We start from the raw sequence: 25,872 nt of genomic DNA, 5'->3' as shown, positions 1-25,872 counted from the left end.
GGTAAACATGATGACTTCTTCTGATATTGCTCCTGCTGCCCGCGAAACGTGGCAAGTACCCTCCTATGACACTCGACTCTGGCTTGGCCGTCAGCACTCTTGGTGCGTGGTGATTCCTGTCATCAATGAGGGGGAACGCATAAAGAGCCTGCTGGCCAGAATGGCGGCGCTCAAAATCGAAAATACTGCCGACATCATTATTGTCGATGGCGGCACCACGGATGGCTCGCTGGAGTTGCAAGCGTTACAACAGGTCGGCGTGCGAGGGTTGCTGGTCAAGACGGCCCCCGGGAAACTCAGCGCCCAGCTTCGTTGCGCCTATGCCTTTGCACTGGATCAAGGCTATGAGGGCATTGTGACCATTGACGGTAATGACAAGGATGATCCTGAGGCTATATCGCGCTTTATCGACGCAATGAAACAGGGCGTAGATTTTGTGCAGGCCTCGCGCTTCGTGGCGGGTGGTGTAGCCGAGAACACTCCTAAATCGCGAGACTTTGCTATTCGCTTTATCCATGCACCGATGCTGAGCCTTTTCTCCGGATTCAAGTGGACGGATACCACTCAAGGCTTTCGGGCCTACAGCCGGAAAATGCTGCTAGACCCGAAAGTGGCACCATTTCGTGATGAATTCATGGCTTACGAACTGTTGGCGTATCTTTCATATTGCGCCCCTAGACTTGGATATAACTGCCTGGAACTCCCGACTGTTCGGCGATACCCAAAAGGCGAAGTGCCTACCAAAATTAGCGCTTTCAAAGGAAATTTTGCCGTACTTAAAACTCTTTTCCTGGCTTGCTTTGGTTCTTACTCACCAAAAAACTAAGCCTGATTATGATGAGCAAATTTAAATGAGCACCGACCTTTTTTGTGTATCGCGCCATAGATGGATGGCGATTATTCTGCTTACACTAATTCTTACCGCATCATTCGTTTTATTCAATCCCGGCATTGTCATGACTGACACAATGGCAAGATGGGCAGCAGTATTTACCATTACAGACAAGCTTGATATCGGCTGGTCCATGCAACAATGGCTTCAACCTACGATGACCATGTTCATGCTGCCAATTGGACTGCTTGGGTTGCCCACAAGTGTTTTCACTGCAGTTCAGGTTGGCTATCTGATATTAGCCTGCTCGCTGTGGATCACAATGACGTCCAGCAGAAGCCCTTTCTGGATACCATTAACATTTTTATTACCTCTGGTATTTGTCTATGTATCCTTCATAGTGCCGGACGTATGGACATTTGCTGCGATCATTATGGTTGTAGGAGCAACTTTTGCTATAGGTCAAGGCCGACGATGGGCGCCAATCACCTTATTTTTTATCTCATGTATTATTTTGTTCGGCTTTCGCCAAAATTCTCTTGTACTCATCCCAGCAGTATTTGCAATGATATTTACGGGAAAAACGATTCCACGCAAAATTAAAAGCCTACTAATAGCGTTGATCGTGCTTTCAGTCGTACTTATTTCTGCATCCCCAAAATGGTTAGGTTTCAACGAGCGTACGAGTTCAGCAGCGGCACCTGCATGGGAACTGATCGGGATGCTACGTTTGGCCGAAGAATCAAAAATAGCGATTGAGCCGTCTCTGACCTTGAAAGGGATCACCGACACAAATATTGCTATAGAACGACATTCATTTTCTACTATTGACACTCTACTCTGGGGGGAAGATGCGATCCTGTCGTCTGGCGCCATATTAGTCAATTCGGATGAGCTAAAGGCCAGATGGATAAAAATGATAATTCATCATCCTTTCATATACGCCCACATGAAAATTAGAGTTTATGAGTGCATGCTCGGCTTATGTGATAGCTATATTCAAACACAAGTATTTGCTACTGAACCCTGGCCTACCCTGAACAATCTTGTTTCGACTTACAATCAACCTACGGGAGTTAGTAGTGCGATTTTAAGCTTGGGCAACTGGATGGGTGGCGCGTTAATCGTAATTACAAAACCATTCTTTTGGCTGCCAATTACATTGTTTGTTTTTCTATTGAACTGGAGAAATTACGGACGTTATGACCGCTGGCTGATTGGCTTGACTGCTTCTTACATGGCATCCTTTTTTATACTCAATCAAGCAGCATCATTCAGATATATGTTTCCAGTTTATGTCATCTTTACGGCTTATCAGTTTAGATTTATCGGATGGCTGCTTAAGTCAATGCGCTACGAACACACCAGAAAGAGCATACGAAATAATTTAACTTCCACATAAACAGGGCAAAACCATTAATGACCGCTCGAGAAAATTGCGCGTTGAGTATCAACTCTTAAAGCCAATGAAGTCGGCCATCCGCTCATAGCTCTCGAACGGAAAGTTCACGCCGTAGCCGGCGGTCTGCCAGTAAGGCGGATCCATGCGGTGGAAGGTGGCTGGACTTGCAGGGACCATTTGCACGGACGGCGGTCGATCCGGATGTTGAAGCATCTGGACCGGCCGCTCTTTTTCACTTCAGTGTTGAGACTTCTTTGGCGTATGCCTGACAGGCCGCGAGGGCAATCAGCCCCCGGTCGCCGTCATCGGTGACGCCGACAATTCGTTGAGCATGCGCCGGGTCAAGTTCGGCTCTTGTGGGGCCATGAACCACGCCGCCGGTGGCGGTGGAGGCTGACAGCGATCCGTTGCCGGCGCCGGTGGTGGCGTCGAGTAGGACTGACAAGCGCAGATCAGCAGTGGCAAGGCGGTCGCGCAGGCGACCTTGATCACGTTGGACATCGCTCAAGGCTCGGTAATGGGTTTGTTCACTGGTTGCCAAGCGCTGCTCGAGCGCGAGGCGTTTATCCTGTTCGGCACGCTGCTGCGTGACCGAAGCGAGAGTTATCTGGTTGAGCGTTTCGGTGTGCAGGCGGCGCTGTTCGGCGAGCTGACCGCCATAACGCCAGTCCTGCACTTGCCAGATGATGGCGGCGGAACCGCCGACTAAGGCGGCCAGCAGCACGTCCTTGGCCACCAACCGATACGGTGTCGGGATCAGTTCGCCGAGACGCATAACACCGCCCTCGCCCGCCCCCACAACTCCAGCCGATCCTGCAGGCCATTGAGACCACCATTGATCCTGCGTGTGATCGTGTTGAACTCGTTTTGATCGGCCAGCGCGTTCAACCCATTCACGGACCAGAACCATGCGGCCGACTCGGCGGCCCACTGCGGCAGCTCCAGCAGTTCAGGCGTGCGCAGCAATCGCTCGTCGCCGAACAGCGCCAAGCTGCAGCGCAGGTAGTTGTCGTGACCAGTGACCTGGATCAGGCCGCGACCGCGATAGCGCTGACCATCACCATCCGCTGCCGGCGTGTTGCCCAGTTTCGCAGCCAGATTGCCGGTGTCGTATTTGCTCAGGTACTGATCCCCGCCCAATTCCCGTATGTACTGCAACTGACCCGATTCGTGACCAACTTGCGCCAGAAACGCGGCTTGGCGTTTCGGCGTGTTGATCTGCCGGTGGGCCATGGCTGCGTTGAGGGCGGATACAAAAACGCCCGCTCGGCGGCGGGCGTTGGGCATGATGGTTTGCAGCTGTTGTTCCGTGATCGACATAAACACTCCAGACATAAAAAAGCCGCACTCAAGCGGCAATGGGATGGGTTACTGCTTCTCGACGTTCACCACCTTGAGCGTGTTGGCCTCCTTCTTTTTCTTGCCCTTGGATTTGCCTTCCTTGCCGGCATTGCATTCAACTGTGGTCGACCAGCCGGATTGGGTGAACACCTGCTCCACCGAATCGGCGAGGTATTCGCCATCGAGCCCGACCTTGAAGCCCTGGGCGATGATCGGCCGTTCGGCGAAAATGTCCGTGCGCCCGGGCATTTCAAGACGCACGTCGGCGGTCGATCGGTTGAACGCCGACAGACGCGCCTTCGCGGCCGCCTTGGCCGCGCTCTCGTTGGGGTAGATATGCCGATCGGTATGCACCGCCGGCAGGCCGTCCGGAGCGTCGTCGTTGTCGACGTTGACGACCGCGAGCTTGCCGGTCTTCTTGTCCTGATGCTTGGCCGATACCGCCTTGTGCGAGTTGCGATCGCCGAGACTGAATTGCCAGCGGCTGAGGTCACTTCGCGTCAGAGTGACCGCGCCGAATGCCTTGCCGCTTGCGCTCTGGCCACCTTGGCGCGGCATGACCAGCAACTTGCCGTCGGCGACCTTGGCCGTACAGTCGTACTGCTTGGCCAGCCGGGTGATGAAGTTAAAATCGGATTCGTTGAGCTGGTCGACTCGGGGCACTTTGGTCGACACCGGGCACACCGGCTGCCAGCCATTGCGCGAGGCAATGTCGGCCACGATCTTCGACAGCGGCACGTCTTCCCAGCTTCCGCTGCGGATGGTCTTGCCACTACCGCGCATGTCACTGGCCTTGCCCTTGATCACTATCGTATCCGGCGGCCCGGACACCTCGATCGTGTCCACGGTGTAACGCCCCATGCGCGCCAAGGACGTTTCGGCATAGCCCAGATAGACCTCGATCGACGCGCCCCGCCGAGGCAGTTGCACCTGCCCATCCCGGTCGTCGATACGCAACTCAAACTCGTCGGACTCCATCCCGGGCTTGTCCGAGGTGCGTAGCAACAACAGCCGATCGTTGAGCTTGGCCGTGATGTCGGCCTCATCGGCGACGATTCTAAACATCGGGGTCATGGAATTTTGCCCAAAAAAAAGCCCGCACAGGGCGGGCAGAAAGGAATGTGTCGTTACGCGTAACGCGGTAAAGCGCCGACGGCGGCTCAGTCGTAGGTCAATCCCAAAGGCTGACGCTTTCGGCGGTCGGGGCGGGCAGATCGGGCAAGGTGATCAACACCCCGACCCGATAGGGCTGTGGCTCATCTGCCAACCCCTGATTGGCGTCGAGTACCGCCTCGGTGCTGCCGTTGAGGTGGCCGTAGTAGTTATGGCAAATGACATCGAGCATGTCCCCGTCAGATGTCCTGCATGTCATCGCCATAGCGCACAAACTCCAGGGTGAAGCCTTGTTTACGGGGGATGCCGCCGTGCAGCAGCGCGCCCTGCTCTTCGTTGATGTTCTTCAGGCACCACGTCCCGATCACTTCGCCATACCCCGTGGTGAGAGTCAGCGGCTGTAGCCTGGCGCCGATCGAGCGCAGGGTGTCGAGCTGCTTTAGCCCACCTTTGAAGCCGGGATAGATCGTGCCCTTGAGCGTCAGTTTTTCCTCGCCCATGCCGACGGCCTGCTGCGCCGGCCGGCGCGTCAAACGCTCCTGCGAGGCCCAGCGAAATTCGGTCGATCGGCTCAGTTCATCGAATGCTGCCGTGTCCAGGTTGAAGAAATACGGCTGAAGTTTCGGGTCGCGCGGCTGAATGATCATCAAGTGCGGGAACGGCTTCACCGCTTCCGGCGCCGGTGTAGCGTCGGCCGCGAACGCACTGGTGGGCATGATGTTGGCTAAGGCCGGGCTGACCTTGCCGGCAACGTTGTTGATCGCCGTCGCGGCCTTGCCAGCCTGCTCCTTCAACGTGCCCAGCCGCTCCTGCACCTCGGCGGCGGCGCGAGTCGCTCGACCGTAGACCGCCACCACCTGACCGACCTTGGCCTGTGCTGCGTCGACGCCGCGCATCACCCGCTGAAGTTTGGCGCCGATCGCTGGCCCCACAAACGGGATGTTTTCCAGCTCGGATGCCGCGCCGGTCAGCTCGCGGATGGCGCCGTTGACCGGGGTCAACATGCCATCCGCGCTACGCCGACCGGTTTCCGCCGCCTCGACCAAATACTTGAGGCTTGATTGCATCTGTTCCATGTAGGCCATGAAACCTCCTTACACATGGGGTTCGTCGTACAGCTTGGCGGCGCTCTGTTTCGCCGCGTCCGCCATCATTCGCTGCATGTGCGGCATCATTTCTTGAGCCAAGCGCTGCGGGTCTTTGACATCGCCCTGCACCGTGACTGGCATGTTCAGCGAATACTGAAACTGCTGATCCACCTTGGCCGGCTCGGGCTTCTCCGGCTCCTTGGGCTGGATCGCCAAGGCCGCCGACTTCAGCAGCTCCGTGACGGCCATCGAGCGCGCCACATCTCCCAGCACCGGACCTTGCGGCGCCACGGGCGCCATCATCAGCGGCGTGGCCGGCACCGGCGCTTTGTCCTCAGGCTTTTCATCGTCGTCGCCGAATATCGCCTTGCTCAAGGTCGCGCCAAGCGTCGCACCGCCTTCGCTGCCGAGATAGGCACCGATCAAACCGCCGACGGCCGTGCCGATGATCGGCACTACCGAACCGATCGCCGCGCCCGCCGCTGCACCGGCCATAGTGCCGGCCATGTTGCCAGCGGCCGCCCCGTAACCCTCGGCCTGCTCACCCTTGGATCCGCCGTTCTGGAATGTTTCAAAAGCCATAGCGCCGGCATCCAACAGCGAACCGCCCGGGATCATCTTGGCGGCCTTGCCGACCTTACCGACCGCCTTCACCACGCCACCCAGCCGGGCCATGGCCCCCGAGGGCACAGGTGGCGGCGGGGGCACGGGCAGATTCAACGCTGCCCGACGGCGCGCGGTGCGCCTCGCTCGGCGTCCCGGCCGACGCGATCCGCCCGGGCCATTCGCTCCACCGGCACCGGCACCACCACCCATGGCATTGGCGTTGACGACAAACACCTTTTTCACACCGCCGTCATTACCACCTTCGCCGCCGGCGCTGTCATCATCGCCACCTGAGGCCGCTTCCTTCGCCAGCGAAACAACCTTGAGACCGGCGGTGATCAGGTTGAACTTGCCGGCCTTCTTGCCTTCACCCTCGCCGCCCTCACCTTCGCCCTCGCCTTCACCGTCGACGGGAACGCCCTTGTACGCAGCCACAGCCTTAAGGCCGGTCTCCACCAGCGACAGCGCCTTGCTGGCTTTGCTCTTGGGTTCATCGTCCTTGTCGTCGCCACCGCCTTCCCCGTCCTTGGCATTGGTCACAAAGACCTTCTGCACTTCACCGGACTTGCCCCCCCCCAGCGAACCGCGCGCCAGATTGAACAGGCCTTTGCCGATCTTGAACGAACTGAAAAGCCCCTTCAGGGCGATCAGCCCACCACCAACCGCGACGATGCCCGTCACCACCCCGGGCGCGCTGTCAGACAGCGAGGTGATGCCCCGGGTGACTTTGGTCAGCGTCTCGGCGACGGTGTCCGTCACCGGCCGCAGCGCATCGCCGACGCTGCGCATGGCGTCATCCATCGACTGCGCCACTTCGGCCCACTTCTGCGACGACGACTGACGCCGCTCGGCAAGGTTCTTGTCGAGGATCCCGGCTGCATCGCGTGAATCGTTCTTGAGCTGGGAATACAGCGCCTTGTTCTGCATGTAGGCCGACAGTGCGGCCTTGACCTGCATGTCGGCGAACAGATCGCCGGTTTTCAAGGATTCTTCCAGCGAGGCCATCATGGCCTTGGCCTTCTCCGGATCCGCCTCCTTGCTGATCTTCGACGTCGCTTCAGCCATCGCCGCCGCGCGCTTCGGATCGGTCGCCTGAATGTACTTCTGCGCCAACGCCATACTGGTTTCCAGCGTCGACATGCCGTTTTGCAAACCGGTCTGCATCGATCCCTTGTAGTCGATGCCCGCCTTCTTGTACGCCTGGACGGTGTCGGTCGAGCCGATTTTGCCCATCCAGTTTTTCAGGTTGTTAGCCGCCTCGTCCGAGCTGCCGGCCTGTTTCATTTGCACCTGCAGCATGGCGCCCAACTGCGTCACCGCGTCCATGCCGGTGATGCCGTTGCTGGCCATGTTGGCCAGCAGCTCGGGGAACCACTTGGCCATATCGGCCGCTTCAAAGCTGCCCGCCTGCCCTTGGTAGGCGATCGCCTCCAGCGCCTGCTGCATCTGTTTCGGGTCGGTGATTTTGGCGTTCTGCCCTAAGGCGTTGATCATCTTGGCCGTGTCGACGCCACTGGAGCCCTGCCCGACCACGAACTTGGCCGCGACGGGGGCGTACTCCAGCGCCTTGCTCAGGTCCATACCGGCGCCAACCAACTGATTGACCACGTCAGCCACATCGTTACGCGCCATGCCGTTATCGCGTGAGGTGTCGATGATCTTGCGCGACATCTCCTGCTCTTGCGGCTTGTTGGCAATGCCGGCCTTGATCGCGATGTCACGCACGATCGCGCCAAAATCGGCGCTGACCTTGGTCGGCACTGCCATTGCACCGACACCCACCACAGCCGCGCCGACAGTGCCCTTCATGCCCTTTACGCCAGAATCAATCTGCTGATGACCCTTGGCTTTCAGCTCGGCTTTGTTGGCCGTCTGCCCCATCGAGCGATAGGCTTTTTCCAGCCGGCCGACCTCGATCCCCTGCTTTTTCAGGCTGTCGAGGTTCGAGTTCAAACGGCTGAGTAATTTGGACGCACCGGCAGCGCCGGTGTCGTGAGCCTTTTTCCATTCTTCGCGCAGGCGGATGGTGTCGCCAATCGTGCGCTGCAGCACGCGCGCTTTGTTGCCTTCAGCCTCAAGGCGCTTGATGCGCCCGGTGACGTCTTTGAACGCGGAGCCGACCGTCGAACTGACGGCGCCGCCAATGACCAGCCCGAGGGCGAGTTTGTTTGCCATGTCATGGCCCCCATGTGCCCAGCATTACCGGGGCAGCTCAATCCGTGAGCCACCACACCATTTCTGCAAAGGGCATTGCCTGGATCTCGGCGGCGGAGAATCCAGTCTCCGCCGCCAGCCGTTTCGCGGCCGCCTTGATCACGCCGGGCTTAAAGCCCGTCTTCGTTGTCCAGGCGAAAATAGCCGGCCTGCAAGCGGTTGAAGTCCACCATCTTCAGCCCTTCCAGCTCGACAACAGGCACACCGGACAACGCGGCAAACAACACCAGCTCGCGCTGTTCGTCGTCGCCACCCACTTCACGGTTCGCTTCGCGCACGTCACGCACAGTCGGCGAACGCAGGGCCAGCTTGTCGACCGTCACGCCGTTGAGTTCGCTCGGGTGCGAAAGCGTGACGATGACCTGATCCGTGCTGATCGACAGCCACGCCGGCTTTTTGGTCGAGTAGTCGGTGTCCGGCACCAGATGCGAATAGGCCGCTTGCACGCGGCGATAGTCCGCCAGCTTTAGCCCCTCCAGATCCTTGAGCCCCATCTCGGCCAAGCCGGCGAACATCATCAACTCGCGCTGCTCGGCGTCGCCCTTGGCCGCGCGATCGGCCGCACGCACCGCGCGAACGGTTGGAGCGCGCAAGGTCAACGTTTCGACGTTGACGCCGTTGGCCTCGCTCGGACGCGTGAGCGTCACCACGGCGCCGTCAGCGGTGATCGCCAGCCAGGCCGGCAGCGGTTTATCAGTTGCTTGAGTCATGTGGATCTATTCCCTTAGAGGCCGAGTGCGGCGCGCACTTCCAGCAGTTGGTCTTTGCCGTCGATGATCTGGATGCCCGCGACCATGTCGATCTCGTACATCAGGCGGCCGTCGATTTCGAGCTTGTAGTAGGTGGCCGCGATGGCGTGCTTGATCTCGGCCGCATCACCGGCCTTCCAGTCACCCAGATCGACCTCTTTGAGGCGACCACGCAGGGTGGCCACGACCGCTGTAGTCGCGCCCTTCAAGCCCTTGAAGGCGCCCCGGAACGTGGCATTGAAGGCGGTGCCATCGGCCAGACCGAAGAACTTCAGCGACTCACGGCGCACGCCCTTTGTGACAAAGGATGCTTCCAGCTTTTCAATGCCCTGATCCATCTCGACCGGGCCGGCCATACCGCCGCCGCGATACTCGTCCATCTTGAGGGACAGCTTGGGCAGCGTCAGGCTTGGCACGTCGCCGGCGAAGTTCACGCCATCAACGAACAGATTGGTGTTAAACAAAGTCTGAGGAATCATTTGCTACGCCCCCTTAGGCTGCTTCAAGCACTTCGGTCATCCATTGATCGGTGACTTCGAAAAGGAAATTCGGGTTTTCTGCCGGCGGCACGTCGGTGAAACGGATGCGCCAATACACCTTGCCTTGGGCGATCTGGCTGGCCGTGTTCAGCTCGGTGTCCGGAAACACTTCAAAATTAATGATTGCGCCCTGGGCTTTCAGGTCGCGCATGAACGCTTCAAGGCCGTTGGTCACGTCGCTGACGTAAGTCTTGGTAATCGAGCGGTCGACCGCCCACTTGTGCCCGGCCTGCACCGCGTCCATGAGAATGAACAGCGTGCGCACGCGGGTGACGAACGCCCATTTCGGATCGCTCGACAGCGTGCGGTTGCCCCACAGGCGGTAGCCGTCATCGCGAAGGATCGTCGCAATATTGGCGTTGTTGAGCAGGTTGGCCCGGCAAGTCTCGTCGCCGTCCAGATACTCGACCGCGCGGGTAGTGCCGGTGATGCCGGTGAACTCCTTGTTCGACGGCGAGGCCCAGAAACCGTATTCAGCATCCGTCCAGGCGAACAAGCCCGCCGCCCACGCCGAGCTGGGCGCGTCGACTGTCTTGCTGGTGACGGTGTCCCAGAACTGGACGCCCGGGTCGACCATGTACAGGTTGCGACTGCCGAAGTTCTCGGCGTAGGCAATTGCAGCCTCGTCAGTTGTTCCCGGGCCGTCGATGATGGCGATCGCGCGCAACTTCTGCGCCACGCTGTCGATGGCCGTGGCCACCGCTTGCGTGGCGGTATGGCCCGGCGCGATCAACAACCGCGGCTGTGCGTTGTACAGGCTTTTGCCATCGATCAGCGCCTGTAGACCGGTGCGCTGACCCGAGGCCAGAACGCCGCCGATGATCGCTGAGGTTTGCAGCGCCGCATCCTCCAGCTTGGGCACGCCGATCGCAACAATCACCGCCTTGGCTTTGACGTAGATCGCCTGACAGGCCTTGGTGATCGCCGAGTCGGCGCCGAAGGCGGCGATCGCCTCGCGCTCGGTGGTGATCAACTTCAGCTCGCCGGCCTTGGCCGTACCGCCGCCGAGGACGCCCGGGGTAAAGGTGCTGCACAGACCAATGATCGAAGACGACGGCAGCGAAATGGTGCGCGCCCCCGTCTTGATTTCGGTGGTCGTAACGCCGTGAAAGAAACTCATAAAGTCCAATCTCCAGAAACGAAAAAGCCCCGCATAAGCGAGGCTGTTGTGGGGTGTTCGTGTTACGCGTAACGGAAAAGAAAACGCCCCGTCAGTGCGGGGCGTTTATTGGATCTGGTCGGCCAACCAAGAAGGTGCCGGCGGCCGATGATCAATTAATGGGAACTCGCCAGACTCTGGCCAGTTGCGCAACGCACGGCGATACGACTGAAGCCCTGCATATTGCTCAGCCGTCAACGTGGTGTCGGCGTCATCCTCCAACTCGTCGCGGTGACGGCTTACCACACCGTCCGTAATCGAAAGCTGTTCGTCTCGCCATGTGCGCTCAATTGCGGCGTAGGCCTCAGGTGGACGCGGCGGAGGATCCATCAGCACCGGAAAGCCTTCCGGATTCGCAACGATGAATCCAGAGGCCTGCCCTTCCAACAAGGACTTATATAGATCCTCCGAGATTTCCACGGCCCCTTCCGGCAGATCCGTAGCATCACCATAAAAGCCGCCAGTCATCGCAGAATAAAACATGTCACCTCCTCAATATCCGATGGCCAAATATCTGACACTCTGCGCCCCATTCGGATCGGGCGTTTCGGCGGTAAACCTCGTGGTGGAGATGTTCCGGGCAATGACCGACAGGTTTGCCTTATGGCCGAAATGCGTGGCGACCACAGACGCACAGGCATTAGGAAATGCGCGCGGGAATGTAATGTAAGTATCAACCCCCGCACTGGCGCCGTCGTTGCCATCATTCGGCATCGCAAGGCCTTGCCCCCATTGAATAATCAGACCCGTCGGCAGCTTCTGATGTCCGTTAGCGAGGAGTGACGCGGCGAAGTCATCACACTTTCTAAGCGACGCGCTCCCACCTATGAGCCTCCATGTACCGACCCCATTAGACTCAAACACGGCAGAATCGCCCAATCCGATAACGATGTAAGTTCCACCTGCGTAGTTGTCGAGAATGTCAGCGCCTTGCCGCTGAACAATCCAGGTCGATACCGGATTTGTTGCCATAAAGTGAATCTGCGACCCACCTGGGACGCTAGACGCGAGGGGTAACGTAGTGGTGAATGGCGTCGAACCGCCTCCGACAATAAGCTGACCAATTGCGTTAGCGCCTAGTGTTGTCGATGAGCTCACTGCCGTTTCTGCGCGCAGGTTGCCAAGTCCCCGCTGCACAAACTCGGTCGTAGCAAGCCTTAGCGAGCTATCGAATTGAGGCTGAGTCAGGAAGTTCGGCCCACTCATAACCGCCGCGTAACGTAAAGCAACGGTGCCGCCGATCAGCCGCCACTGGTCTTGCAGGCGGATAAATTCAGCCGTATCGCCCAGCGCCATCAGAATCGGCCCGGTGACGCCCGTCGAGGTGTAAACCACATCGGTTCCGGCGCCGACGACTCTCAGGCCACCAGCACCCGCACAGGCAAGCGTGACAGTAGCGCCCTGGGCGATACTTGCCGAAGGCGGTAAGGTCGCGGTGAGTTGCCCCGCATTGGAAAAGCTGTGAAGGCCGCCGACATGTGCAGCCGTAAGCGCCAAATCCGCGCTGTTTGAGGTAAAGCCTGAAAACTCGACCCCGCTGCGCTTCACGAATTCCGCCGTAGCCAGCAACTTGCTGGTGTCAAATTGCGCCGGCGTCGGCGCCATTGGACTGCCGACAAAGATCGGAGAAAACAAACGCGCGAGGCCGTCGGTGATGTCCTTGAACACCAAGGGCGTGACGCCTACAACAATCGCCCCATCTGTCACCAACTGCCAAATCGTGTCGGCCTGAGTAGCACCCACCTCAACCGCCAGCGTCATATTCGGCGTGACCTTGACATTGCTGTCGGCATCTTTGGCGCGCGCCCAGGCTCCGGCTGCCACCACGTATGGCCCGTTATCCTTCGCCACCGCCTGATTCTTTACCAGCACCCGGTCGCCGGCGTTCAGCGAAACGCCATCCACCACCTGCAAACCGGACAAAGCAATGTTGGCCGTGGTCGCCGCACGAACTGACTGCTTGATATCCAGCCTGCTCAGCTCGTCCAGAATCCTGGAATCAACGTATTCGCGAGTCGCCAGCACCACCGCAGGATCGATCTTGAGCGTGATATTGCCAGTGTTGCTGACCACGAAATTCATCCGCACGACTTGCGTGCGGCCCGAGCCTTGCGACAGCAGCGGCTTGAAGCTCGGCGCGCAGTTGGCCACCGCCACCAGATCGCCGTCCGCGTCGTACAGACCGATTTCGCGGATCCACTTGCCACCCTCATCGGCTGGAATGATCTGCTCGGCGATGATCACCGCCGGGTTGACCGGGTCAACCCGAAGCTGATTCAACGGCTTGCGGCGCCACTCGTTGAGCAGCTTGTTTTGCGCGGCCGACGGAATCGGATTAGGCGGATCGGCCAGCCCGCCCGGGTTGGCATCCCCAACGCCCATTTCTGTGAGCTTCCAAGGAATGCCGAGCGCGTCGGCATTCGCCTGCTTGGCCATCCCCACGTTCGTGAGGATCGCGAAAAACTGCGAATTCGCATCAATCATAATAAACGTCCAGGGTGTCTATAGTGTGTTCACGCCCGATCACGCCAAAGTTGCCAGTGACTTCGATGTCACGCATGACGGGTGGGTAAACGTCGATTTCGTCACCTTCGTAGAGGGACACAGCGATATTCAGATTGCCTTTTGTTTCGAGGCTAATGGCCAGCCCGGTCAACTGACGACTGACAGGCTTGGCATCGTCAATCAGGCGCTCAAGCTCCTGATACATTTCTTCTGTGATGCCGGTATCGAGAACTCCGACCTTCAGCGCGAAGGTGCCCGGCACGCCTTCGGGCACAGTTTGGAACCACTCGACAATCTCGATCAGATAACCCAACGGTTCGACCACCCGGCGCAGCGCGCCGATGGTGCCTTTGTGCTTGTGGATGTAGTACGACGCCTTGATGGCCGCGCGCTTGGTAGCCTCGCTCCACCGGTAATCCCAGCGATCCACCGACCACGCCCATGCCAGATGCGGCAATAGATGCACCGGGCAGGTATCGGCGTTATAGAGGTCGCGCAGAGGGATAATGGTCTTTTCGAAGAGCGCGGCCTCCATGGCCCGTTCCAGTTGCGTGCTGTTGAGTGGCAGTAGACTTTTCATATCAACCTGCCAGCCTCACGTTGTACCGCTTGCAGAACGCCGCTTGCGCCTTGGTCGGTGCCAGATCTTGCCACCCGACCAACTCAACCCGGGCAACGCCGGCAACGTGCAACTGGGCGTCAACAGCGGAGCGGGCGACCTCGACGCCCAGCCGCTTGCGGGGATTTATCCAGGCTGCCAAACGGCTTTTCGCCTCGGCCAAACTGGCATCCGCTTCCGGGCCGGCACCGGCCATGTGCAAGATGGCGTCAATCTCGTAGCGGATCACCTGCGCGCTCTGCACGGTCACCCGATCAGCGACCGGCCGCACATCATCGTCATTCAGCGCAGCGGCCACCGTCGCCAGCAGCTCCGGCGGCGCTTCGCCTTCCCCGTCCAACCCCAGGACCGTGACCGTGACGTAACAAGGCGCAGGGCTTTCGGCCGTAGCATCTGCCACCCGCCCAGAGGCGTTACGTGCATGCAGGATGTAGCTGTTACGAGGGCCGGCCGTGGTCAGACCTTCATAGGCCAACTGGATACGCTCGCGAAACGGGTCGTCGTCTTCCATGACTTTGGGCACCGGTGGCACCGCCAGCAGATCCTCAGCCTGAATGACCAGGCGCTTAAGATTGACGTTCGCCCCCAAGTGATCGAGGTCACCGCGAATGGCGTGCGCCAGCAATAGCGCCTTGCCGGCGTCATTAACGCGGGCGCGGTTGCCGACCTTGTTGTAAGCCCCGACCTCCAGCACTTTGACCACTGGATCGCTTTCCAGCGCGGCCGTCCAGTTACCGCCCATGTACCCGCGAAACACGCTCAGCCCGTCCTGATAAACCTCTTCGAAGTCCAGAGGTTCCAGCACGGTCGGCGCGGGCAACGACGACAGACCCACGGTACTCATGCGGCCACCTCCAACGTGACGCTGTCGCCCAGGTACTTCCCGACGATTTGCAAATTGATTTGCCCGCCAATGACGGAAATGACGCGCACCTGATCCAACTTCAAACGCGGCTCCCAGCGCCCCAAAGCGCGGGCAACCTCAGCCTGTACGGCACTTTTCCAGCCTTCATTGATGGGCAAATCGACAAACCGCCGTAGCTTGCTGCCGTACTCCATACGGTGCCGGCGACTGCCCAGCGGCGTGCTCAAGATGTCGGCAATGGATTGCCGCAGATGCTCGGTGCCGGATATGGGTAGGCCGGTGTGGCGATCCATTCCGATCATCGATGTCACTCCTTGAACGGCTCGTATTCTTCGCTGGCTTTCAGGAACTTGACCGCTTCGATGTCGGAGGCCGGCACCACGACTGTCGCTTTGTCGACCGGATAGGAACGGTCAATACCGGGCACGATCAACAGTCGCGACGTGTAAAGCTTGTCGCGGAATTTCAAGGACTCTGGCGATGAGAACGGTGAGGATGACAATGCCGGTTCCGAGGACGTTTGCACCTCAGTTGAGGTGGTATCGATCTTGGCCATGTATTTCTCCAGGCATGAAAAAGCCCGCACTGGGCGGGCTGTCGTGAATGAATTAATGCGTGTGGTGATTACTGTTTCCGGTGGCGTCAATGATTGCGCCGGCGCTGGTGATGCCTTTCGTGACGTGTAACGCCCCTTCGATCAGCACCGCCGCTTTCAGATTGATGTTGCCGGTGGTCACGCTCACGGCGCTATCAGTTACAACCGCTTCCGTGCTCGCCACTTTGATGCTGACCGTACCACTCGGTAGGGTGATGGTGTAACTCTTGGCCTGCCAGTCATAGATGAGCGAGCCGCCGTCATCAAAACGCCAAACCTCGACGTGGTCGCGGTTATCCGGCGGCGGTCCGGCATTGCCATACAGGCCAGGGACAAACGTGCCTTGCGACACGTCACCGCTGGGACTGATCAAACTACCCTGCTCGCCCAAAGACGGTGCCCGCCAGTGCCTGGCCTTGCCCGCTGCGATGCTGTGCCAGCGCACCCAAGCGCTGACCCATTCGCTGCCGTCCGACACGCGACATACCGGCGGCGAAGCGGACAGATCCACCGCGACCACGTAGCAAGCCTTAACCGCCCCCGCGATCATGCGGTCATGTTGGGCGCTGGCATAACTCATGGCAGATCCTCGGGCCTGAATGGTCCGTCACCCGGCTCAACGTCAAACACCAACGTCCCCGATGGCTGATCCGGCCAAGGCCAGCAGGTTTCACCGAGGTAGATCTGCTGTGTCCATTCCACGACCCAGACCGTGTAGCCGTCCAGTTCGGGTTTGGTCCAGTCCTGCATGGCCTGGACGAACTCGGCCGGCTCGACCTCTACGCCCCAAGACTGCGCCCTTAGTAGAACGGCCAACTGACCCGCCAAGAACACTGCTTGCTGATGATGGTCGAGCTGGATGGGATCGGTGATCACTCGCGCCTCAAACTTGCAGGCCAAGCAGGTTTCTCCCGTCCCCGGATCAACGCCCGGCTCCATTTCTGCCAGTTCCACCAGCACCGCCGGCAAGGCGACGCGATCATCAATGTTGGGCCAGACCGCAGCCGTCTGAACGCCCGGCAAATGATCGTGAAGATGTCGTTCGATGGCCCGATACAGCTGCTCAAGACTGAATGGTTCGTCGACTGAATCCATCACGTCATTTCCCCTTCAAGTACTTCTGCACTTCAAAATTGAGTTCCTGCTGCAGGACATGCACCAGGTGTTCGTCTGCTTTACGCACCCAGCTATCGAAGTGCGGTCGGGCTTGCTCCAGCGACACCTTGGCCTTGGCCAGCGGGAAGCGGTTGTCATGTTCGGCAATCCAGCCCGAACTCGCGCCGCCGGCTGCACTGACATCGCTATCGGGGTAATCCGAAGATTTGAAATGCTTGCTGCCGACGCGGATCCAGACATCTGCGCTGCTCCCATAGACTCGCTTGTGGAACGCGCCCTGGAAGCGTCGCCCCGCGACTGACACACCGGATCGGGTTTGCCGTGCCCGGCCTATGCGGCTGGCTTCCATAGCGTTGAGGCCGAACCACAATTTGCCGCTGTTCGCGCCGCCGCTGACCGGGTAGGCCCGCAGACGTTGCCGCACAGCGGCGACCGCAATGCGTTCCTGCCGGCCGACGGCGCGAGCGATGTGGGTAGCAAGCCAGCGCAAGGTTTTATTGATCGCGCGACGCTGGGCATTGGCTGCTGCTTTCGGCACCAGGGCGGCAAAGTCCTGAAAAGCTTTCACGTCTGCCGCCGAGGTTTGCAGCGAGATCATCCCGCCACTGGCTGAGGGTTTGAAATAGCTGCCGACGCTCATGCTTTAGCCCTCAAAATCAATGCCACCCAGCCTGAACCATCTGGCTCCAGCTTGACCAGATCGTACTGGCCTCCCCCGTCCTGCTTTGCCAGATCTACAACGACCAGTTGCCCCGGCTCAACACCCGCCGCATCGACGACGCGAATCTCAAATTGCGGCTCGCGCATTGCGGTGTTGATCCGCCCCATGCGCGGCTGCAGCCATGGCGCGGAAAAGAAACCGGCGATCTCTCGACCGCCGACCGTTGCCATGTCGCCCAAGCCATCCAACACCAGGGCGTCCATGTCGTCGCTCAATTCGCGAAAACCCATCACTCACCGCCGCTGTCGTCGTCCTCATTGGCAACGCCCGATTTCTGGCGCAGCAGTTCTTGGGCTCGGGGGTCCTTGAGCGGAGCGATACGCCCTTCGGCGAGTAACGCTTCCTCAATCCCTTTACTTGGCGGACTGTAAGGCTCGCCCTTCACAACAACGACGCGGCCATCCTGCACGCAACCGTCGATCACCAGAAAATCGGCTTTCTTGGCCATGTCACACCACCTTGGCGTAAATGAACGCATCCGGTTCAAGCAGGCCAGCCAATGCCGCACTCTGCAGCTTCAGCCAACGAGCGCTCGGCTCTTGGGTCACCCAACTCTTCGGGAAGCGCGCCGCTTCGACCAAGCCGCTTTCCACGGCTTCCAGATCTTGAATCGCCCCGTACAGCATGGCGTTGCGCGTGGACGTCGAGCCGAGAATCAAGCCACCCGCCGGGATCATTGGTTGCTCGTCATCCTCGTCGTCCAGATACCACTCGTCATAACCGTAAAGGTCGACGCCGGGATCATTCAGGTAGCCCAGGTAAGTCACGCCGTCTGGCAGTTCCTCTGGCTTGATCAAGCCCATGTCAACGCGGCGAGTGTTGAGTTGTTTCATCACCATTGCACTGGATTGAAAGGCGTCCAGCGCTTCGCCGCTCATGGCTACGGTGTTTGCCGTGCGGCCGGAGTCCTTGGCGATCTTGCGCTTCCAGCTACGAAGATTGGCAATTGGGTCACCGTCTTCGGTGCCCCACTGACCGCTGCCCAGGCTGATCTTGTGATCGGGGGCCATCAGGAAGTCGATGGTGTCATCCACCCCTTCCCCCACGACGCGAACCTTCCCAGTGGTGAGTGCCTGGGCGCACATCCATTCTTCCCGGCGGATGATTTCGTCGTCCAGATCGCGCAGGTCCTTACCGAGCAACTGCCCGGCACGCTCCAGCGGAGTACGCGAGGAAAACGGGTTGTCGCCGGCCGAACGCTTGAGCACCAGCTCGGCGGTGGTTTCGCGCTTGGGTTGAATGTACGGCGGGCTGTAGGTGCTGGTGGTATAGCCTTCGCGCAACGACACACTGCCCGGCAGGCGAGGATTAACAAACGGCGCCATTTTGCGTTTGCCTTTGATGATGTCGATGTCCACGGTTTTGGTCGGGAACGTGACAGGACTGCCACCGTTGAAAAAAGTGTTCAGCAAAAAGCGCCGCGCGGTTGGCATCTGCTCAACCGCTTCAAGCATTGTGCGGGTATCAAAAATATCCATCAAAGACTCCGAATTAACGAACGAACAGGCACAGGGAACGCAGCGCAGCTTTTGCCTGCGCCAAAGTAAAACCCTCGCCGAGTGTGAGTTGACTGGCCAGCACTTCACCGGTCAGGCGGATTGGCGCTACCTGCGCGCCTGAGGTCGTATCAGTGAACTGATCCAGTACAGCCGCAGGAGCTTCGGAGCCATCGGTTGCTGCGGCCTTGCTCAGCACATATTCGCCACTGGCCGTTACTTGCCCAAGGACGGCGCCTCGACTGAGCTTCTGGCCGGAAGCGATCACGGCGGTGTCGATCATCACCGGGAAGGCACCGGCGGACAGCTGGTCCGGGACATAGGTTTGGCGTTCTGGGTTGCTCATGATGTTCTCCAATCAGCGGCGCGAGGCGCCCTCGACAATGGCGTTTACGACGGCCTTGCGCTCACCCTGAGCGGCATCGCCCGTCGGAGTGGACGTCGATGCGCCAGTGGCATCGGCCTTGATGGCGTTCAGAGAAATGCCGCGATCCTGCGCTGCCTTGAACAGCTGTAGCGCTGTGGCTTCAACCGTTGTGCCTGCGTCGATGGCAGCGGCGATTTCAGTTTCGAAACCCTTGCTGGCCATTGCATTGATGCCAGTGATGCGTTGCCGCTCTGCAGTAGCGCCTTCCTCGCGACTTTGGGTGCGGATGCTTTCGAGATCCGGTTGGCTCGCCTGAGCGATTTCGATGGTTTGCGGATCCGTGCCGGCGGCCAGCGCCTCACGCAACTCCGCCGTGCTGCTGACGGTGGTCATGTTGTATTTCCTCGGTTGAGTGGCGGCCGGTTTGGCCAGTTCGGTAATCAATGTTTCAAGCGACCCCAGACGGTGGGCCAAGCCGGACTCGACAGCCGCGGCGCCAACGCGCAGGCCGCCGAAGTCGCCCATCTCTGGGACACGCTCCGGCTCCACGCCCAGGTTGCGAGCTACCTTGGCGACGAACACATCGCCCATGGCATCGACTGTTTCGCCGACCTTGGCCCGCCCCTCTTCTGTAGAGAGATCCACGCGCTTGTTCGGGGCATTGCGGCTGACGATCTGATAGCGCTTACGGCCGTTGCCTTCCTCGCCGCCGACCACGGCTTCGACGACCACACCGATACTCCCGGCGAGCGCCGTTTCGTCGATGACGATTTCGCTGGCAGCTGACGCAATCCAATAGGCCGCGCTTGCACCAGTGCCGCCGATGTAGGCAACGATGCGTTTACGGTCACGGGCCGCATGGATCTGGTCAGCCAGTTCGTTGATGCCGGCGGCAACGCCGCCTGGGCTATCGATGTTGAGGATGATCGCGCTGATCTTGGGATCATCGAGCGCGGCCTGCAGGTCGGTGGCCAGCACCTGAGTGCTGGTCGCACCGCTGATCTCGGTGAAAAGGTTGGCATAGCGAAACACCGGACCGACTACCGGGATGATCGCCACACCATTGCGTACGCTGACAGTGCGGCTGTTATCCAGTCGCATGCCAGTGCGTGTTTCCAGCGCCGCCGGATCGCCCATGCGGTCTGCAATGGTCAGCAAGTTATCCAGGGCGCCGGGCAGCATCAGCCACGGCTGCGATGCAGCCAGCTCGAATGCGCGGGGCATGGTTATTCCTCGTTGGGGTTGGCGGACGGCGGTGTTTCCTGCTCCCGCCCTTTGGGTAAAACGTGCAGGCCATCGTTGCGCCGCTGGGCGACTTCGCGCACGCGCTGCCGATACACCTGCTGCCACGGCTCGCCGGTCATTGCGGCGGTTTCCAGTGTTTCGTTGCTGACACCAATCTCGATGCGCTTACCGGCAGCATTGGCCTCTTTCAACTCATCAATGGCGCCCCGAGCGGGGCCGATCCAGATGGCCTGGCAGTAGGCTCTGCGTTTCGCCGGGTCCGCATAACCCGGCAGGCTGATCAATCCACGGGCCACCGCCTCATCAATCAGCAATTCCCGACTGGGCTGGCAAAAGTCACAGATCAACCACCAGCGGCGTAGGCTGTAAAAACGCCACGCCTGCAACATCGCCGCTCGGGCTGCGCTATAGCTGCTGCTGTAGTGGAGCAACAGCTCTTCCATCGGTTGCTCTAAAGCAGCGCCGATTTCCTTCACCACTGCCGTAAAGAACGGATCGAATTGCGCATTAGGCCGCGCAGGATTGGCGATTACCGGTTCCTCACCTTGGCCCAGGTCAACAATCGCCCCCTCGCCCAGAGCCAGTTCGCCGTCAGCCGTTGTGTCACCTGCGGGACCGTCGCCCTCGTTGGCTAATGCGGTCAGCGGGAGATTCCCGACTTGAAAGTCGTTGGTCTTTTTGATGAACACCGTGAACATTGCGGAGATCACCGCCGCCATCAGCTCGGCGCTGCTGTAGCGCTCCAGCTTCTGCAGCGGTTCCAGCACCGGAGCCAGGTAAGGCGCTCCGCGCTTCTGTCCGGGACGCTCCTTGTCGGCCATGACGTGCATGACGCGACGCCGGCCCGTGGCCTCGCCAAAGGCCGGCAGACGCTCCCATTTCAGCGCTTGGCCGGCGGTGTATTCGTTGGGGTATCCAGTGCAGACGTGATACGCCAAAGGCGCCCCCAGCCGGTCAAACTCGACGCCGTCCACGAGGTTTGCGCCGTCAAGTTGCCCGGCTGGATTGCAGACCCGGTCCGATTCGATCAACTGCAAGCGCGTGCTGAAGATGCAACCGGGGCGCTCATCGTCAGGACTGGCAATCAGCACGTCACCACCCACCATGGACGAGATCAATACCAGTGCTTGTAACTGGTAGTGGTTGAGTGTCGCTTCGGCATCGCATTCGCGTGGATCATCGGCGTACAGCGACCATAAGCGATCAAGCTGATTGTTGATTTTCTCAGCCTGCGTCTCGTCGAGACCTAATGCGTCATGATCGATCTGTGACCGGCAAACCAGTCCGGTTCCTACAACATTGGTGCGCAAGCGCGTGATCGCCGCACGGGCTATCAAGTGATTGCGCATGGCGTCTCGCGAGCGAGCAACCAGCATTCGACGCTCGTTTTGGTCGAGATCTCGACGCGGACTGCCAAGACCGGGAATCCAGCTGGCCATGCTGCGCAGTACGCGAGAAGCCCCGCGCCAACGAGTCTCAACACCGCCCCCGCCCCCTTGGGCGACGATAGGCTTGGACTCGTTTGCCGACTTGGCGAGTTTGAGGGCCTCGCGCATCAGCAGCTCGGCCGGGTCTTTTCGAAAAAATCCCATAGTCAGATCTTCATGTAGGAGACGCGGTTGCGGCCACGTCCCTGTTGTTGAGCCTGTTCCAACGCGACCTCTCTGGCGTACTGCTGCTCCAGAAGACGCAAGCTGTTCAGCTCAGCGCGATAAAGCTCGCGATCCGCACGGCGCAGGCGCTGGCCTTTTTTCAGGACGTCAGAGATCGCCGCCCGGACTTCCGCGAGGCGCTGTTGTGCGTCTGTCATGTGTATTTCCTTAATAGCCCGCGCGACTGCGGGTGCCCCGCCCACGAGCGACAGCTCGGCGCGGTACCGGTGCGACCGGTTGTTCGGTACTGAACAGGGTTGGCTGCAGCAACTGCTGCTCTAGCTGGTCCCATTCGTGATCGCGTAACAGGTGAGTCTTCAGGCTGCGAGCGGCGTGCAAGGCATACACCTCGCAATCCAGCGCTTCGTTGCGACGGCCGGCTTTCTTTTGCCAAACCATTTTGCTGGGGTTACGCGGGTGTGGTGCCAGGACTTCGTTGGTGAGTTGCTCGTAGTAGTCCGACCGGATCTCGCTGTACCAATGCATGCGCCCCGGTCCGGCACCTTTGAGGCGCAGCCGCCCATCAATGAGCGTCTTCGCTTTGTGCGTGCCGACGATGTGGACTCGCAGGCCGTATTTCGCTGCCTTGGTGTTGTCCTGTGAGGTATCCACCGACTGCGGAGGCTTGGTAAAGATCTCCTTGTCGCGACTGTCGATAGAGGCGCCTTTGATCGCCATCACGTTGTAGCGTTGACGATCCCGCACGTAGGCATACACCGCGTCACTGGTATTGCCGTCAGAGCTGTCGATGCTGACCGCCGATACCGCCAGTTGCGCACCGCTTTCGACCGGTATGGGTTGAGAAATAACCCGATCCAGTTCTTGCCAAACGGCGTCATGGGGATCGATGGGGTTGCCGTGAAGCTCACCCCAGTACAAGCGCCACGACTCTTCGCCTCGTCCCCAACCGATGATTGTGAGAGCAAGGCGGTCGCCTTGGACGTCAACGCCAACGGTGATCAGCAGGACACCTTTCGGCGCTGTCAGCTCCGCATAAGGCTCCGCACGCTTTTCCAGCTCATCGGTCTTCGGTGCATCGCTCTGATACTCGTAGCTTTCGCCCTTGGAGCTGTTGACGAAAGCGATCATCGGTCCGATGTTGCCTTGTGAAGCCGCGTGTTCGGCCTGGAGCTTTTTCTCCATCAACACCTGGAAACGCGATCCCCAAAACGTCGCGTACAGCTCGTTGAGGATGTAACCGGCGATCCCCCGAAATTCTGCTGTAGCCGACCAGCGCCCGTGCTTGAGGTTGGCGTTCTTCTGGTTGTCATCCCAGATTCCACCGCAGTGCGGGCAGGAGTAGAAAGTTTTCTCCGGCCGCTTCTTGCCGTATACCTCATGCAGGTATTCCGGATCCTCGTCGCAGTGCAGGTTGTCGAAGCTCAACGCGTGTTCTTGGCCGCATTCGTGACACGGCACCAGGCCGACGCGCTTGTCCGACAGTTCCAGCTCCGCATCGATAGCGGACAAGCCCTTGATGGTCGGTGTACCGCCGATGATGATCTTCGAGCGGCGGAACGTTTTCAGTCGTTCCTTGGCGAGCTTTATACTGTCGCCCTGGCCTCGCAGGTTCAGGTTGCAGTCGTCCGGCTCTTCAATGGCAACTCGCGGCACCGGCGTGGACTTCACGCTGGCCGGGCTGTTGGAACCCACCATTTTCAGGAAGCCGCCAGGGAAGCGCTTGAAGTCCTGTCGCTGCTGTAGCTTGCGGCTTCGCAGGTCGACTTTCTTGCGCAGGCGCGGCGTGGCTTCGATCATCGGCTCGAGCTTTTCACCAACGTACTGCTTGGCCGCTTCGGCCTTGGGAAACAGAACCAGAATCGGTGACGGATCAATGTCGATCCACTTGCCCAGGGCGTTACCCAGAACACCTGACGTCCATGCCACCTGCGCCGACTTGCGTCCGACGATCTCACTGACAGCGGGATCATCCAGCGCTTCCAATGGACCGCCGGGCCAGATCAGGTGAGGAGTAACGTCAAAGCGATATTTGCCGGGGCGCGCTGCCTCTTCTGGTGCGAGCCAGCGGTACTTGTCCGCCCACTCGATAATGCTCATGCGAGGCGGCGGCGCCCACTTGCGGCAAGCGCCGCGCAGCGCTTTAGTCGCCGTATTCCTCAAGGCCCTCCGAATCGTCCGGTTCGTCAGAATATCCATCTGACGCGGCATCATCCTTGTCATAGTCAGAAAGCCTCCTCAGGATGGCTTCAATGGGGTCGCGAATCAGTTGCTCGTCGACTTCAATGTCGTAGCGCGCCGAGAGTTCAGTGGCCAGCGTGTCGGGGAATGAGTTGAGCAACTCCACTTTTGCAGCGGTGATCATTGCTTCGAAACGTTCGATCAGATCGGACGCGATGACCACCTCGCCAAGATCCTTGGCCATCGCGAGTTCTTCGCGGTCAGCGCGGATCCGGTCGAGGCGGTCGCGGGAAGATTCTTTTTTGCCGTTGAGTGCGGCTTGGTGCATCAGCCACTGAATCACGGCTTCGGTGTCGTATTGGTTTTCGTTGCCCCGACCGAGGCCGAACTCGGTCACAGGCATGCCGTCGTTCTGCCAGCGGGTCAGGGTGCGTTCATCGCGGCCGACGATCTCACTCAAGTCGGCCTTGCTGACTATCCTTCCCATGTCTAACCCTTTGAAAAGACGGACATCCCTGTCAAATTCTTAGCTGCAGAGATCCCGCGAGTTCCGTAACCCGTGTAGGGGGCGGCCCTCGGGGAGGACCCAGAAAAACCGGCGCCCCGCTCCGTCCCCGCCTCTCATGTGCGGTCGGTCGATGCCGATTCCGACACACCCAACCGCTTGGCGGCCCAGCGTTCGTACAACCCGATGGCTACATCTGCGCCGGCCATTGCCGTGAGGCAACCCAATGCACCCGCCGTCCAGATCGTCATGCCGGCGGCGATCATCAACATCATCGCCGACACCCCGCAGACAATGCAGGCCCCGGACCGCAGCGCGAGGCGGCGCAACAACGCCCAACCCCGCGCACCATCCTTGTCGGCTCGCCACATCTCCCCCGATACGCCTCCGACCAGGGCCAGCACGATCACCAGCCAAATAGGCATCTCTGCCAACGCATGATGCTCGCTTGTCATTACTCCTCCTAAACCAATTTTTGGATTCGATAGTTAGTTTGAACTGGGGTGAATTTATGGCCTGTATTTTGATTTGTTGGCGCTCGTGAGTGGCCTTAAGCTGAGCACTCACTCAACTCCAGCACGGTGTCGCAATGACTAAAATCGAAGCAGCTCAACTATTCCTCCCGCTTGTAATTGGTTACTTCACGATCAGTGGAGAACGGCTCGTGGACTTCAAAGTCTGTGTCATCTGGGCCGGACTACTGGTGCTGATTACGAGCCACATTCACAGCATCTATTTGCTTTTCACAAATAGTCAGATGGAGTTCTGGGTGCGGTATGCCGCATTGAACCTAGCCGCCATTGGCTTACTCGTACTGTTCGGCGTGGCATTGGTGCTCAAGAGATATCTGCGTGAAGAATTGTTGAGCAAAATGAGCCGGGTATAAAAAACCCCGCCGAAGCGGGGTTGGGTGACCGGCACAGGGAAGGCCGAGTGAAGCTGCACAGCACGTGCGAGGTCAGCGCCGAGGCGCAAATTCCATATCGTGGTGACTTTTTACCCGC

30 protein-coding genes and 3 pseudogenes are annotated in these 25,872 nt (G+C 59.4%); 3 read left to right on the top strand and 30 right to left on the bottom strand.

The genetic code is table 11. The features are described from left to right. Positions 1–10: 10 nt before the first annotated feature. Positions 11–826, top strand: a complete 816-nt coding sequence (locus tag AC3WMT_RS20785; protein ID WP_103307105.1) for a glycosyltransferase family 2 protein — start codon at positions 11–13, stop codon at positions 824–826. A 25-nt stretch (positions 827–851) separates the two neighbouring features. Next, complete coding sequence (locus tag AC3WMT_RS20780; RefSeq protein ID WP_146041291.1) at positions 852–2,234, top strand: hypothetical protein; 1,383 nt, start codon at positions 852–854, stop codon at positions 2,232–2,234. Positions 2,235–2,297: 63 nt separating this feature from the next. Here AC3WMT_RS20780 and AC3WMT_RS20775 read toward each other — a convergent pair. The 30 genes and pseudogenes from AC3WMT_RS20775 to AC3WMT_RS20630 form a co-directional block, all read right to left on the bottom strand. Then, a pseudogene (locus AC3WMT_RS20775) lies at positions 2,298–2,396 on the bottom strand (DNA adenine methylase); the annotation flags it as partial. A gap of 70 nt (positions 2,397–2,466) precedes the next feature. Then, positions 2,467–3,009, bottom strand: a complete 543-nt coding sequence (locus tag AC3WMT_RS20770) for a lysis system spanin subunit (protein WP_103307084.1) — start codon at positions 3,007–3,009, stop codon at positions 2,467–2,469. After that, positions 2,991–3,554, bottom strand: a complete 564-nt coding sequence (locus AC3WMT_RS20765; RefSeq protein WP_103307085.1) for a glycoside hydrolase family 19 protein — start codon at positions 3,552–3,554, stop codon at positions 2,991–2,993. Before AC3WMT_RS20765 ends, AC3WMT_RS20770 begins: the two co-directional genes overlap by 19 nt. Positions 3,555–3,602: 48 nt before the next feature. Continuing rightward, positions 3,603–4,649, bottom strand: coding sequence for a phage late control D family protein (locus tag AC3WMT_RS20760; RefSeq protein WP_103307086.1), 1,047 nt, complete (start codon positions 4,647–4,649; stop codon positions 3,603–3,605). A gap of 97 nt (positions 4,650–4,746) precedes the next feature. Further along, positions 4,747–4,953 (bottom strand): tail protein X, encoded by a 207-nt coding sequence (locus AC3WMT_RS20755; RefSeq protein ID WP_103307088.1) that lies wholly within the window; start codon positions 4,951–4,953, stop codon positions 4,747–4,749. Further along, positions 4,928–5,773 carry a phage tail protein gene (locus tag AC3WMT_RS20750; RefSeq protein ID WP_103307089.1) on the bottom strand — a complete coding sequence of 282 codons (846 nt, stop codon included), beginning with the start codon at positions 5,771–5,773 and terminating at the stop codon, positions 4,928–4,930. Before AC3WMT_RS20750 ends, AC3WMT_RS20755 begins: the two co-directional genes overlap by 26 nt. A gap of 9 nt (positions 5,774–5,782) precedes the next feature. Further along, entirely contained in the window at positions 5,783–8,557 is a 2,775-nt protein-coding gene (locus AC3WMT_RS20745) for a phage tail tape measure protein (protein WP_103307090.1), read from the bottom strand. Between the two features lie 149 nt (positions 8,558–8,706). After that, positions 8,707–8,940 (bottom strand): annotated as a pseudogene (locus AC3WMT_RS20740) (phage tail assembly protein); the annotation flags it as partial. Positions 8,941–9,009: 69 nt separating this feature from the next. Beyond that, positions 9,010–9,306: pseudogene (locus AC3WMT_RS20735) on the bottom strand (phage tail assembly protein); the annotation flags it as partial. 14 nt (positions 9,307–9,320) lie between these two features. Next, a complete protein-coding gene (locus AC3WMT_RS20730) occupies positions 9,321–9,824 on the bottom strand; it encodes a phage major tail tube protein (protein ID WP_103307093.1) in 504 nt (167 codons plus the stop codon). A gap of 13 nt (positions 9,825–9,837) precedes the next feature. Then, entirely contained in the window at positions 9,838–11,004 is a 1,167-nt protein-coding gene (locus tag AC3WMT_RS20725; protein WP_103307095.1) for a phage tail sheath subtilisin-like domain-containing protein, read from the bottom strand. 105 nt (positions 11,005–11,109) lie between these two features. After that, positions 11,110–11,526, bottom strand: coding sequence for a tail fiber assembly protein (locus tag AC3WMT_RS20720; RefSeq protein ID WP_103307096.1), 417 nt, complete (start codon positions 11,524–11,526; stop codon positions 11,110–11,112). Between the two features lie 9 nt (positions 11,527–11,535). After that, positions 11,536–13,527, bottom strand: coding sequence for a phage tail protein (locus AC3WMT_RS20715; protein WP_103307098.1), 1,992 nt, complete (start codon positions 13,525–13,527; stop codon positions 11,536–11,538). Beyond that, positions 13,520–14,128: a phage tail protein I gene (locus AC3WMT_RS20710; RefSeq protein WP_103307099.1), complete on the bottom strand. Its 609-nt coding sequence runs from the start codon at positions 14,126–14,128 to the stop codon at positions 13,520–13,522. Before AC3WMT_RS20710 ends, AC3WMT_RS20715 begins: the two co-directional genes overlap by 8 nt. Position 14,129: 1 nt before the next feature. Beyond that, entirely contained in the window at positions 14,130–15,011 is an 882-nt protein-coding gene (locus AC3WMT_RS20705) for a baseplate assembly protein (protein ID WP_492577933.1), read from the bottom strand. Next, positions 15,008–15,334, bottom strand: coding sequence for a GPW/gp25 family protein (locus tag AC3WMT_RS20700; protein ID WP_103307437.1), 327 nt, complete (start codon positions 15,332–15,334; stop codon positions 15,008–15,010). Before AC3WMT_RS20700 ends, AC3WMT_RS20705 begins: the two co-directional genes overlap by 4 nt. A gap of 5 nt (positions 15,335–15,339) precedes the next feature. After that, the gene (locus tag AC3WMT_RS20695; protein ID WP_103305636.1) at positions 15,340–15,588 is read right to left on the bottom strand and encodes a hypothetical protein; all 249 of its coding nucleotides are present in this window, start codon (positions 15,586–15,588) and stop codon (positions 15,340–15,342) included. 52 nt (positions 15,589–15,640) lie between these two features. Then, the gene (locus AC3WMT_RS20690) at positions 15,641–16,207 is read right to left on the bottom strand and encodes a phage baseplate assembly protein V (RefSeq protein WP_103305635.1); all 567 of its coding nucleotides are present in this window, start codon (positions 16,205–16,207) and stop codon (positions 15,641–15,643) included. Beyond that, positions 16,204–16,722 carry a hypothetical protein gene (locus AC3WMT_RS20685; RefSeq protein ID WP_103305634.1) on the bottom strand — a complete coding sequence of 173 codons (519 nt, stop codon included), beginning with the start codon at positions 16,720–16,722 and terminating at the stop codon, positions 16,204–16,206. The genes AC3WMT_RS20690 and AC3WMT_RS20685 overlap by 4 nt, the downstream gene beginning before the upstream one ends. A gap of 4 nt (positions 16,723–16,726) precedes the next feature. Continuing rightward, a complete protein-coding gene (locus AC3WMT_RS20680) occupies positions 16,727–17,383 on the bottom strand; it encodes a hypothetical protein (RefSeq protein ID WP_103305633.1) in 657 nt (218 codons plus the stop codon). Then, positions 17,380–17,694, bottom strand: coding sequence for a head-tail joining protein (locus AC3WMT_RS20675; RefSeq protein ID WP_103305632.1), 315 nt, complete (start codon positions 17,692–17,694; stop codon positions 17,380–17,382). Before AC3WMT_RS20675 ends, AC3WMT_RS20680 begins: the two co-directional genes overlap by 4 nt. Then, on the bottom strand, positions 17,694–17,912 hold the full coding sequence (locus AC3WMT_RS20670; RefSeq protein WP_103305631.1) for a hypothetical protein: 219 nt from the start codon (positions 17,910–17,912) through the stop codon (positions 17,694–17,696). Before AC3WMT_RS20670 ends, AC3WMT_RS20675 begins: the two co-directional genes overlap by 1 nt. Before the next feature lies 1 nt (position 17,913). Continuing rightward, positions 17,914–18,942 (bottom strand): major capsid protein, encoded by a 1,029-nt coding sequence (locus AC3WMT_RS20665; protein WP_103305630.1) that lies wholly within the window; start codon positions 18,940–18,942, stop codon positions 17,914–17,916. A gap of 13 nt (positions 18,943–18,955) precedes the next feature. Continuing rightward, positions 18,956–19,306 (bottom strand): head decoration protein, encoded by a 351-nt coding sequence (locus AC3WMT_RS20660; RefSeq protein ID WP_103305629.1) that lies wholly within the window; start codon positions 19,304–19,306, stop codon positions 18,956–18,958. A 12-nt stretch (positions 19,307–19,318) separates the two neighbouring features. Beyond that, entirely contained in the window at positions 19,319–20,551 is a 1,233-nt protein-coding gene (locus tag AC3WMT_RS20655; protein ID WP_103305628.1) for a S49 family peptidase, read from the bottom strand. Between the two features lie 2 nt (positions 20,552–20,553). Next, a complete protein-coding gene (locus AC3WMT_RS20650; protein WP_103305627.1) occupies positions 20,554–22,164 on the bottom strand; it encodes a phage portal protein in 1,611 nt (536 codons plus the stop codon). Positions 22,165–22,166: 2 nt separating this feature from the next. Then, positions 22,167–22,382, bottom strand: a complete 216-nt coding sequence (locus AC3WMT_RS20645; RefSeq protein WP_103305626.1) for a hypothetical protein — start codon at positions 22,380–22,382, stop codon at positions 22,167–22,169. A gap of 10 nt (positions 22,383–22,392) precedes the next feature. After that, the gene (locus AC3WMT_RS20640) at positions 22,393–24,282 is read right to left on the bottom strand and encodes a phage terminase large subunit family protein (RefSeq protein ID WP_103305625.1); all 1,890 of its coding nucleotides are present in this window, start codon (positions 24,280–24,282) and stop codon (positions 22,393–22,395) included. 43 nt (positions 24,283–24,325) lie between these two features. Then, complete coding sequence (locus AC3WMT_RS20635; RefSeq protein WP_103305624.1) at positions 24,326–24,850, bottom strand: DUF1441 family protein; 525 nt, start codon at positions 24,848–24,850, stop codon at positions 24,326–24,328. Between the two features lie 134 nt (positions 24,851–24,984). After that, positions 24,985–25,323: a phage holin family protein gene (locus AC3WMT_RS20630; protein WP_103305623.1), complete on the bottom strand. Its 339-nt coding sequence runs from the start codon at positions 25,321–25,323 to the stop codon at positions 24,985–24,987. Between the two features lie 134 nt (positions 25,324–25,457). On the opposite strand from AC3WMT_RS20630, the gene AC3WMT_RS20625 reads away from it, so the two are divergent. After that, positions 25,458–25,754 carry a hypothetical protein gene (locus AC3WMT_RS20625; RefSeq protein ID WP_103305622.1) on the top strand — a complete coding sequence of 99 codons (297 nt, stop codon included), beginning with the start codon at positions 25,458–25,460 and terminating at the stop codon, positions 25,752–25,754. Positions 25,755–25,872: the final 118 nt, after the last annotated feature.

It is taken from the genome of Pseudomonas sp. FW305-7 (assembly GCF_058786735.1).
This window is presented reverse-complemented; position numbering and strand designations above follow the sequence as displayed.

Bases quoted from the DNA above. Each gene is read 5' to 3' on its own strand.
- AC3WMT_RS20785 (WP_103307105.1), top strand. From the start codon at position 11: ATGACTTCTTCTGATATTGCTCCTGCTGCCCGCGAAACGTGGCAAGTA.
- AC3WMT_RS20780 (WP_146041291.1), top strand. From the start codon at position 852: ATGAGCACCGACCTTTTTTGTGTATCGCGCCATAGATGGATGGCGATT.
- AC3WMT_RS20770 (WP_103307084.1), bottom strand. From the start codon at position 3,009: ATGCGTCTCGGCGAACTGATCCCGACACCGTATCGGTTGGTGGCCAAG.
- AC3WMT_RS20765 (WP_103307085.1), bottom strand. From the start codon at position 3,554: ATGTCGATCACGGAACAACAGCTGCAAACCATCATGCCCAACGCCCGC.
- AC3WMT_RS20760 (WP_103307086.1), bottom strand. From the start codon at position 4,649: ATGACCCCGATGTTTAGAATCGTCGCCGATGAGGCCGACATCACGGCC.
- AC3WMT_RS20755 (WP_103307088.1), bottom strand. From the start codon at position 4,953: ATGGCGATGACATGCAGGACATCTGACGGGGACATGCTCGATGTCATT.
- AC3WMT_RS20750 (WP_103307089.1), bottom strand. From the start codon at position 5,773: ATGGCCTACATGGAACAGATGCAATCAAGCCTCAAGTATTTGGTCGAG.
- AC3WMT_RS20745 (WP_103307090.1), bottom strand. From the start codon at position 8,557: ATGGCAAACAAACTCGCCCTCGGGCTGGTCATTGGCGGCGCCGTCAGT.
- AC3WMT_RS20730 (WP_103307093.1), bottom strand. From the start codon at position 9,824: ATGATTCCTCAGACTTTGTTTAACACCAATCTGTTCGTTGATGGCGTG.
- AC3WMT_RS20725 (WP_103307095.1), bottom strand. From the start codon at position 11,004: ATGAGTTTCTTTCACGGCGTTACGACCACCGAAATCAAGACGGGGGCG.
- AC3WMT_RS20720 (WP_103307096.1), bottom strand. From the start codon at position 11,526: ATGTTTTATTCTGCGATGACTGGCGGCTTTTATGGTGATGCTACGGAT.
- AC3WMT_RS20715 (WP_103307098.1), bottom strand. From the start codon at position 13,527: ATGATTGATGCGAATTCGCAGTTTTTCGCGATCCTCACGAACGTGGGG.
- AC3WMT_RS20710 (WP_103307099.1), bottom strand. From the start codon at position 14,128: ATGAAAAGTCTACTGCCACTCAACAGCACGCAACTGGAACGGGCCATG.
- AC3WMT_RS20705 (WP_492577933.1), bottom strand. From the start codon at position 15,011: ATGAGTACCGTGGGTCTGTCGTCGTTGCCCGCGCCGACCGTGCTGGAA.
- AC3WMT_RS20700 (WP_103307437.1), bottom strand. From the start codon at position 15,334: ATGATCGGAATGGATCGCCACACCGGCCTACCCATATCCGGCACCGAG.
- AC3WMT_RS20695 (WP_103305636.1), bottom strand. From the start codon at position 15,588: ATGGCCAAGATCGATACCACCTCAACTGAGGTGCAAACGTCCTCGGAA.
- AC3WMT_RS20690 (WP_103305635.1), bottom strand. From the start codon at position 16,207: ATGAGTTATGCCAGCGCCCAACATGACCGCATGATCGCGGGGGCGGTT.
- AC3WMT_RS20685 (WP_103305634.1), bottom strand. From the start codon at position 16,722: ATGGATTCAGTCGACGAACCATTCAGTCTTGAGCAGCTGTATCGGGCC.
- AC3WMT_RS20680 (WP_103305633.1), bottom strand. From the start codon at position 17,383: ATGAGCGTCGGCAGCTATTTCAAACCCTCAGCCAGTGGCGGGATGATC.
- AC3WMT_RS20675 (WP_103305632.1), bottom strand. From the start codon at position 17,694: ATGGGTTTTCGCGAATTGAGCGACGACATGGACGCCCTGGTGTTGGAT.
- AC3WMT_RS20670 (WP_103305631.1), bottom strand. From the start codon at position 17,912: ATGGCCAAGAAAGCCGATTTTCTGGTGATCGACGGTTGCGTGCAGGAT.
- AC3WMT_RS20665 (WP_103305630.1), bottom strand. From the start codon at position 18,942: ATGGATATTTTTGATACCCGCACAATGCTTGAAGCGGTTGAGCAGATG.
- AC3WMT_RS20660 (WP_103305629.1), bottom strand. From the start codon at position 19,306: ATGAGCAACCCAGAACGCCAAACCTATGTCCCGGACCAGCTGTCCGCC.
- AC3WMT_RS20655 (WP_103305628.1), bottom strand. From the start codon at position 20,551: ATGCCCCGCGCATTCGAGCTGGCTGCATCGCAGCCGTGGCTGATGCTG.
- AC3WMT_RS20650 (WP_103305627.1), bottom strand. From the start codon at position 22,164: ATGGGATTTTTTCGAAAAGACCCGGCCGAGCTGCTGATGCGCGAGGCC.
- AC3WMT_RS20645 (WP_103305626.1), bottom strand. From the start codon at position 22,382: ATGACAGACGCACAACAGCGCCTCGCGGAAGTCCGGGCGGCGATCTCT.
- AC3WMT_RS20640 (WP_103305625.1), bottom strand. From the start codon at position 24,282: ATGAGCATTATCGAGTGGGCGGACAAGTACCGCTGGCTCGCACCAGAA.
- AC3WMT_RS20635 (WP_103305624.1), bottom strand. From the start codon at position 24,850: ATGGGAAGGATAGTCAGCAAGGCCGACTTGAGTGAGATCGTCGGCCGC.
- AC3WMT_RS20630 (WP_103305623.1), bottom strand. From the start codon at position 25,323: ATGACAAGCGAGCATCATGCGTTGGCAGAGATGCCTATTTGGCTGGTG.
- AC3WMT_RS20625 (WP_103305622.1), top strand. From the start codon at position 25,458: ATGACTAAAATCGAAGCAGCTCAACTATTCCTCCCGCTTGTAATTGGT.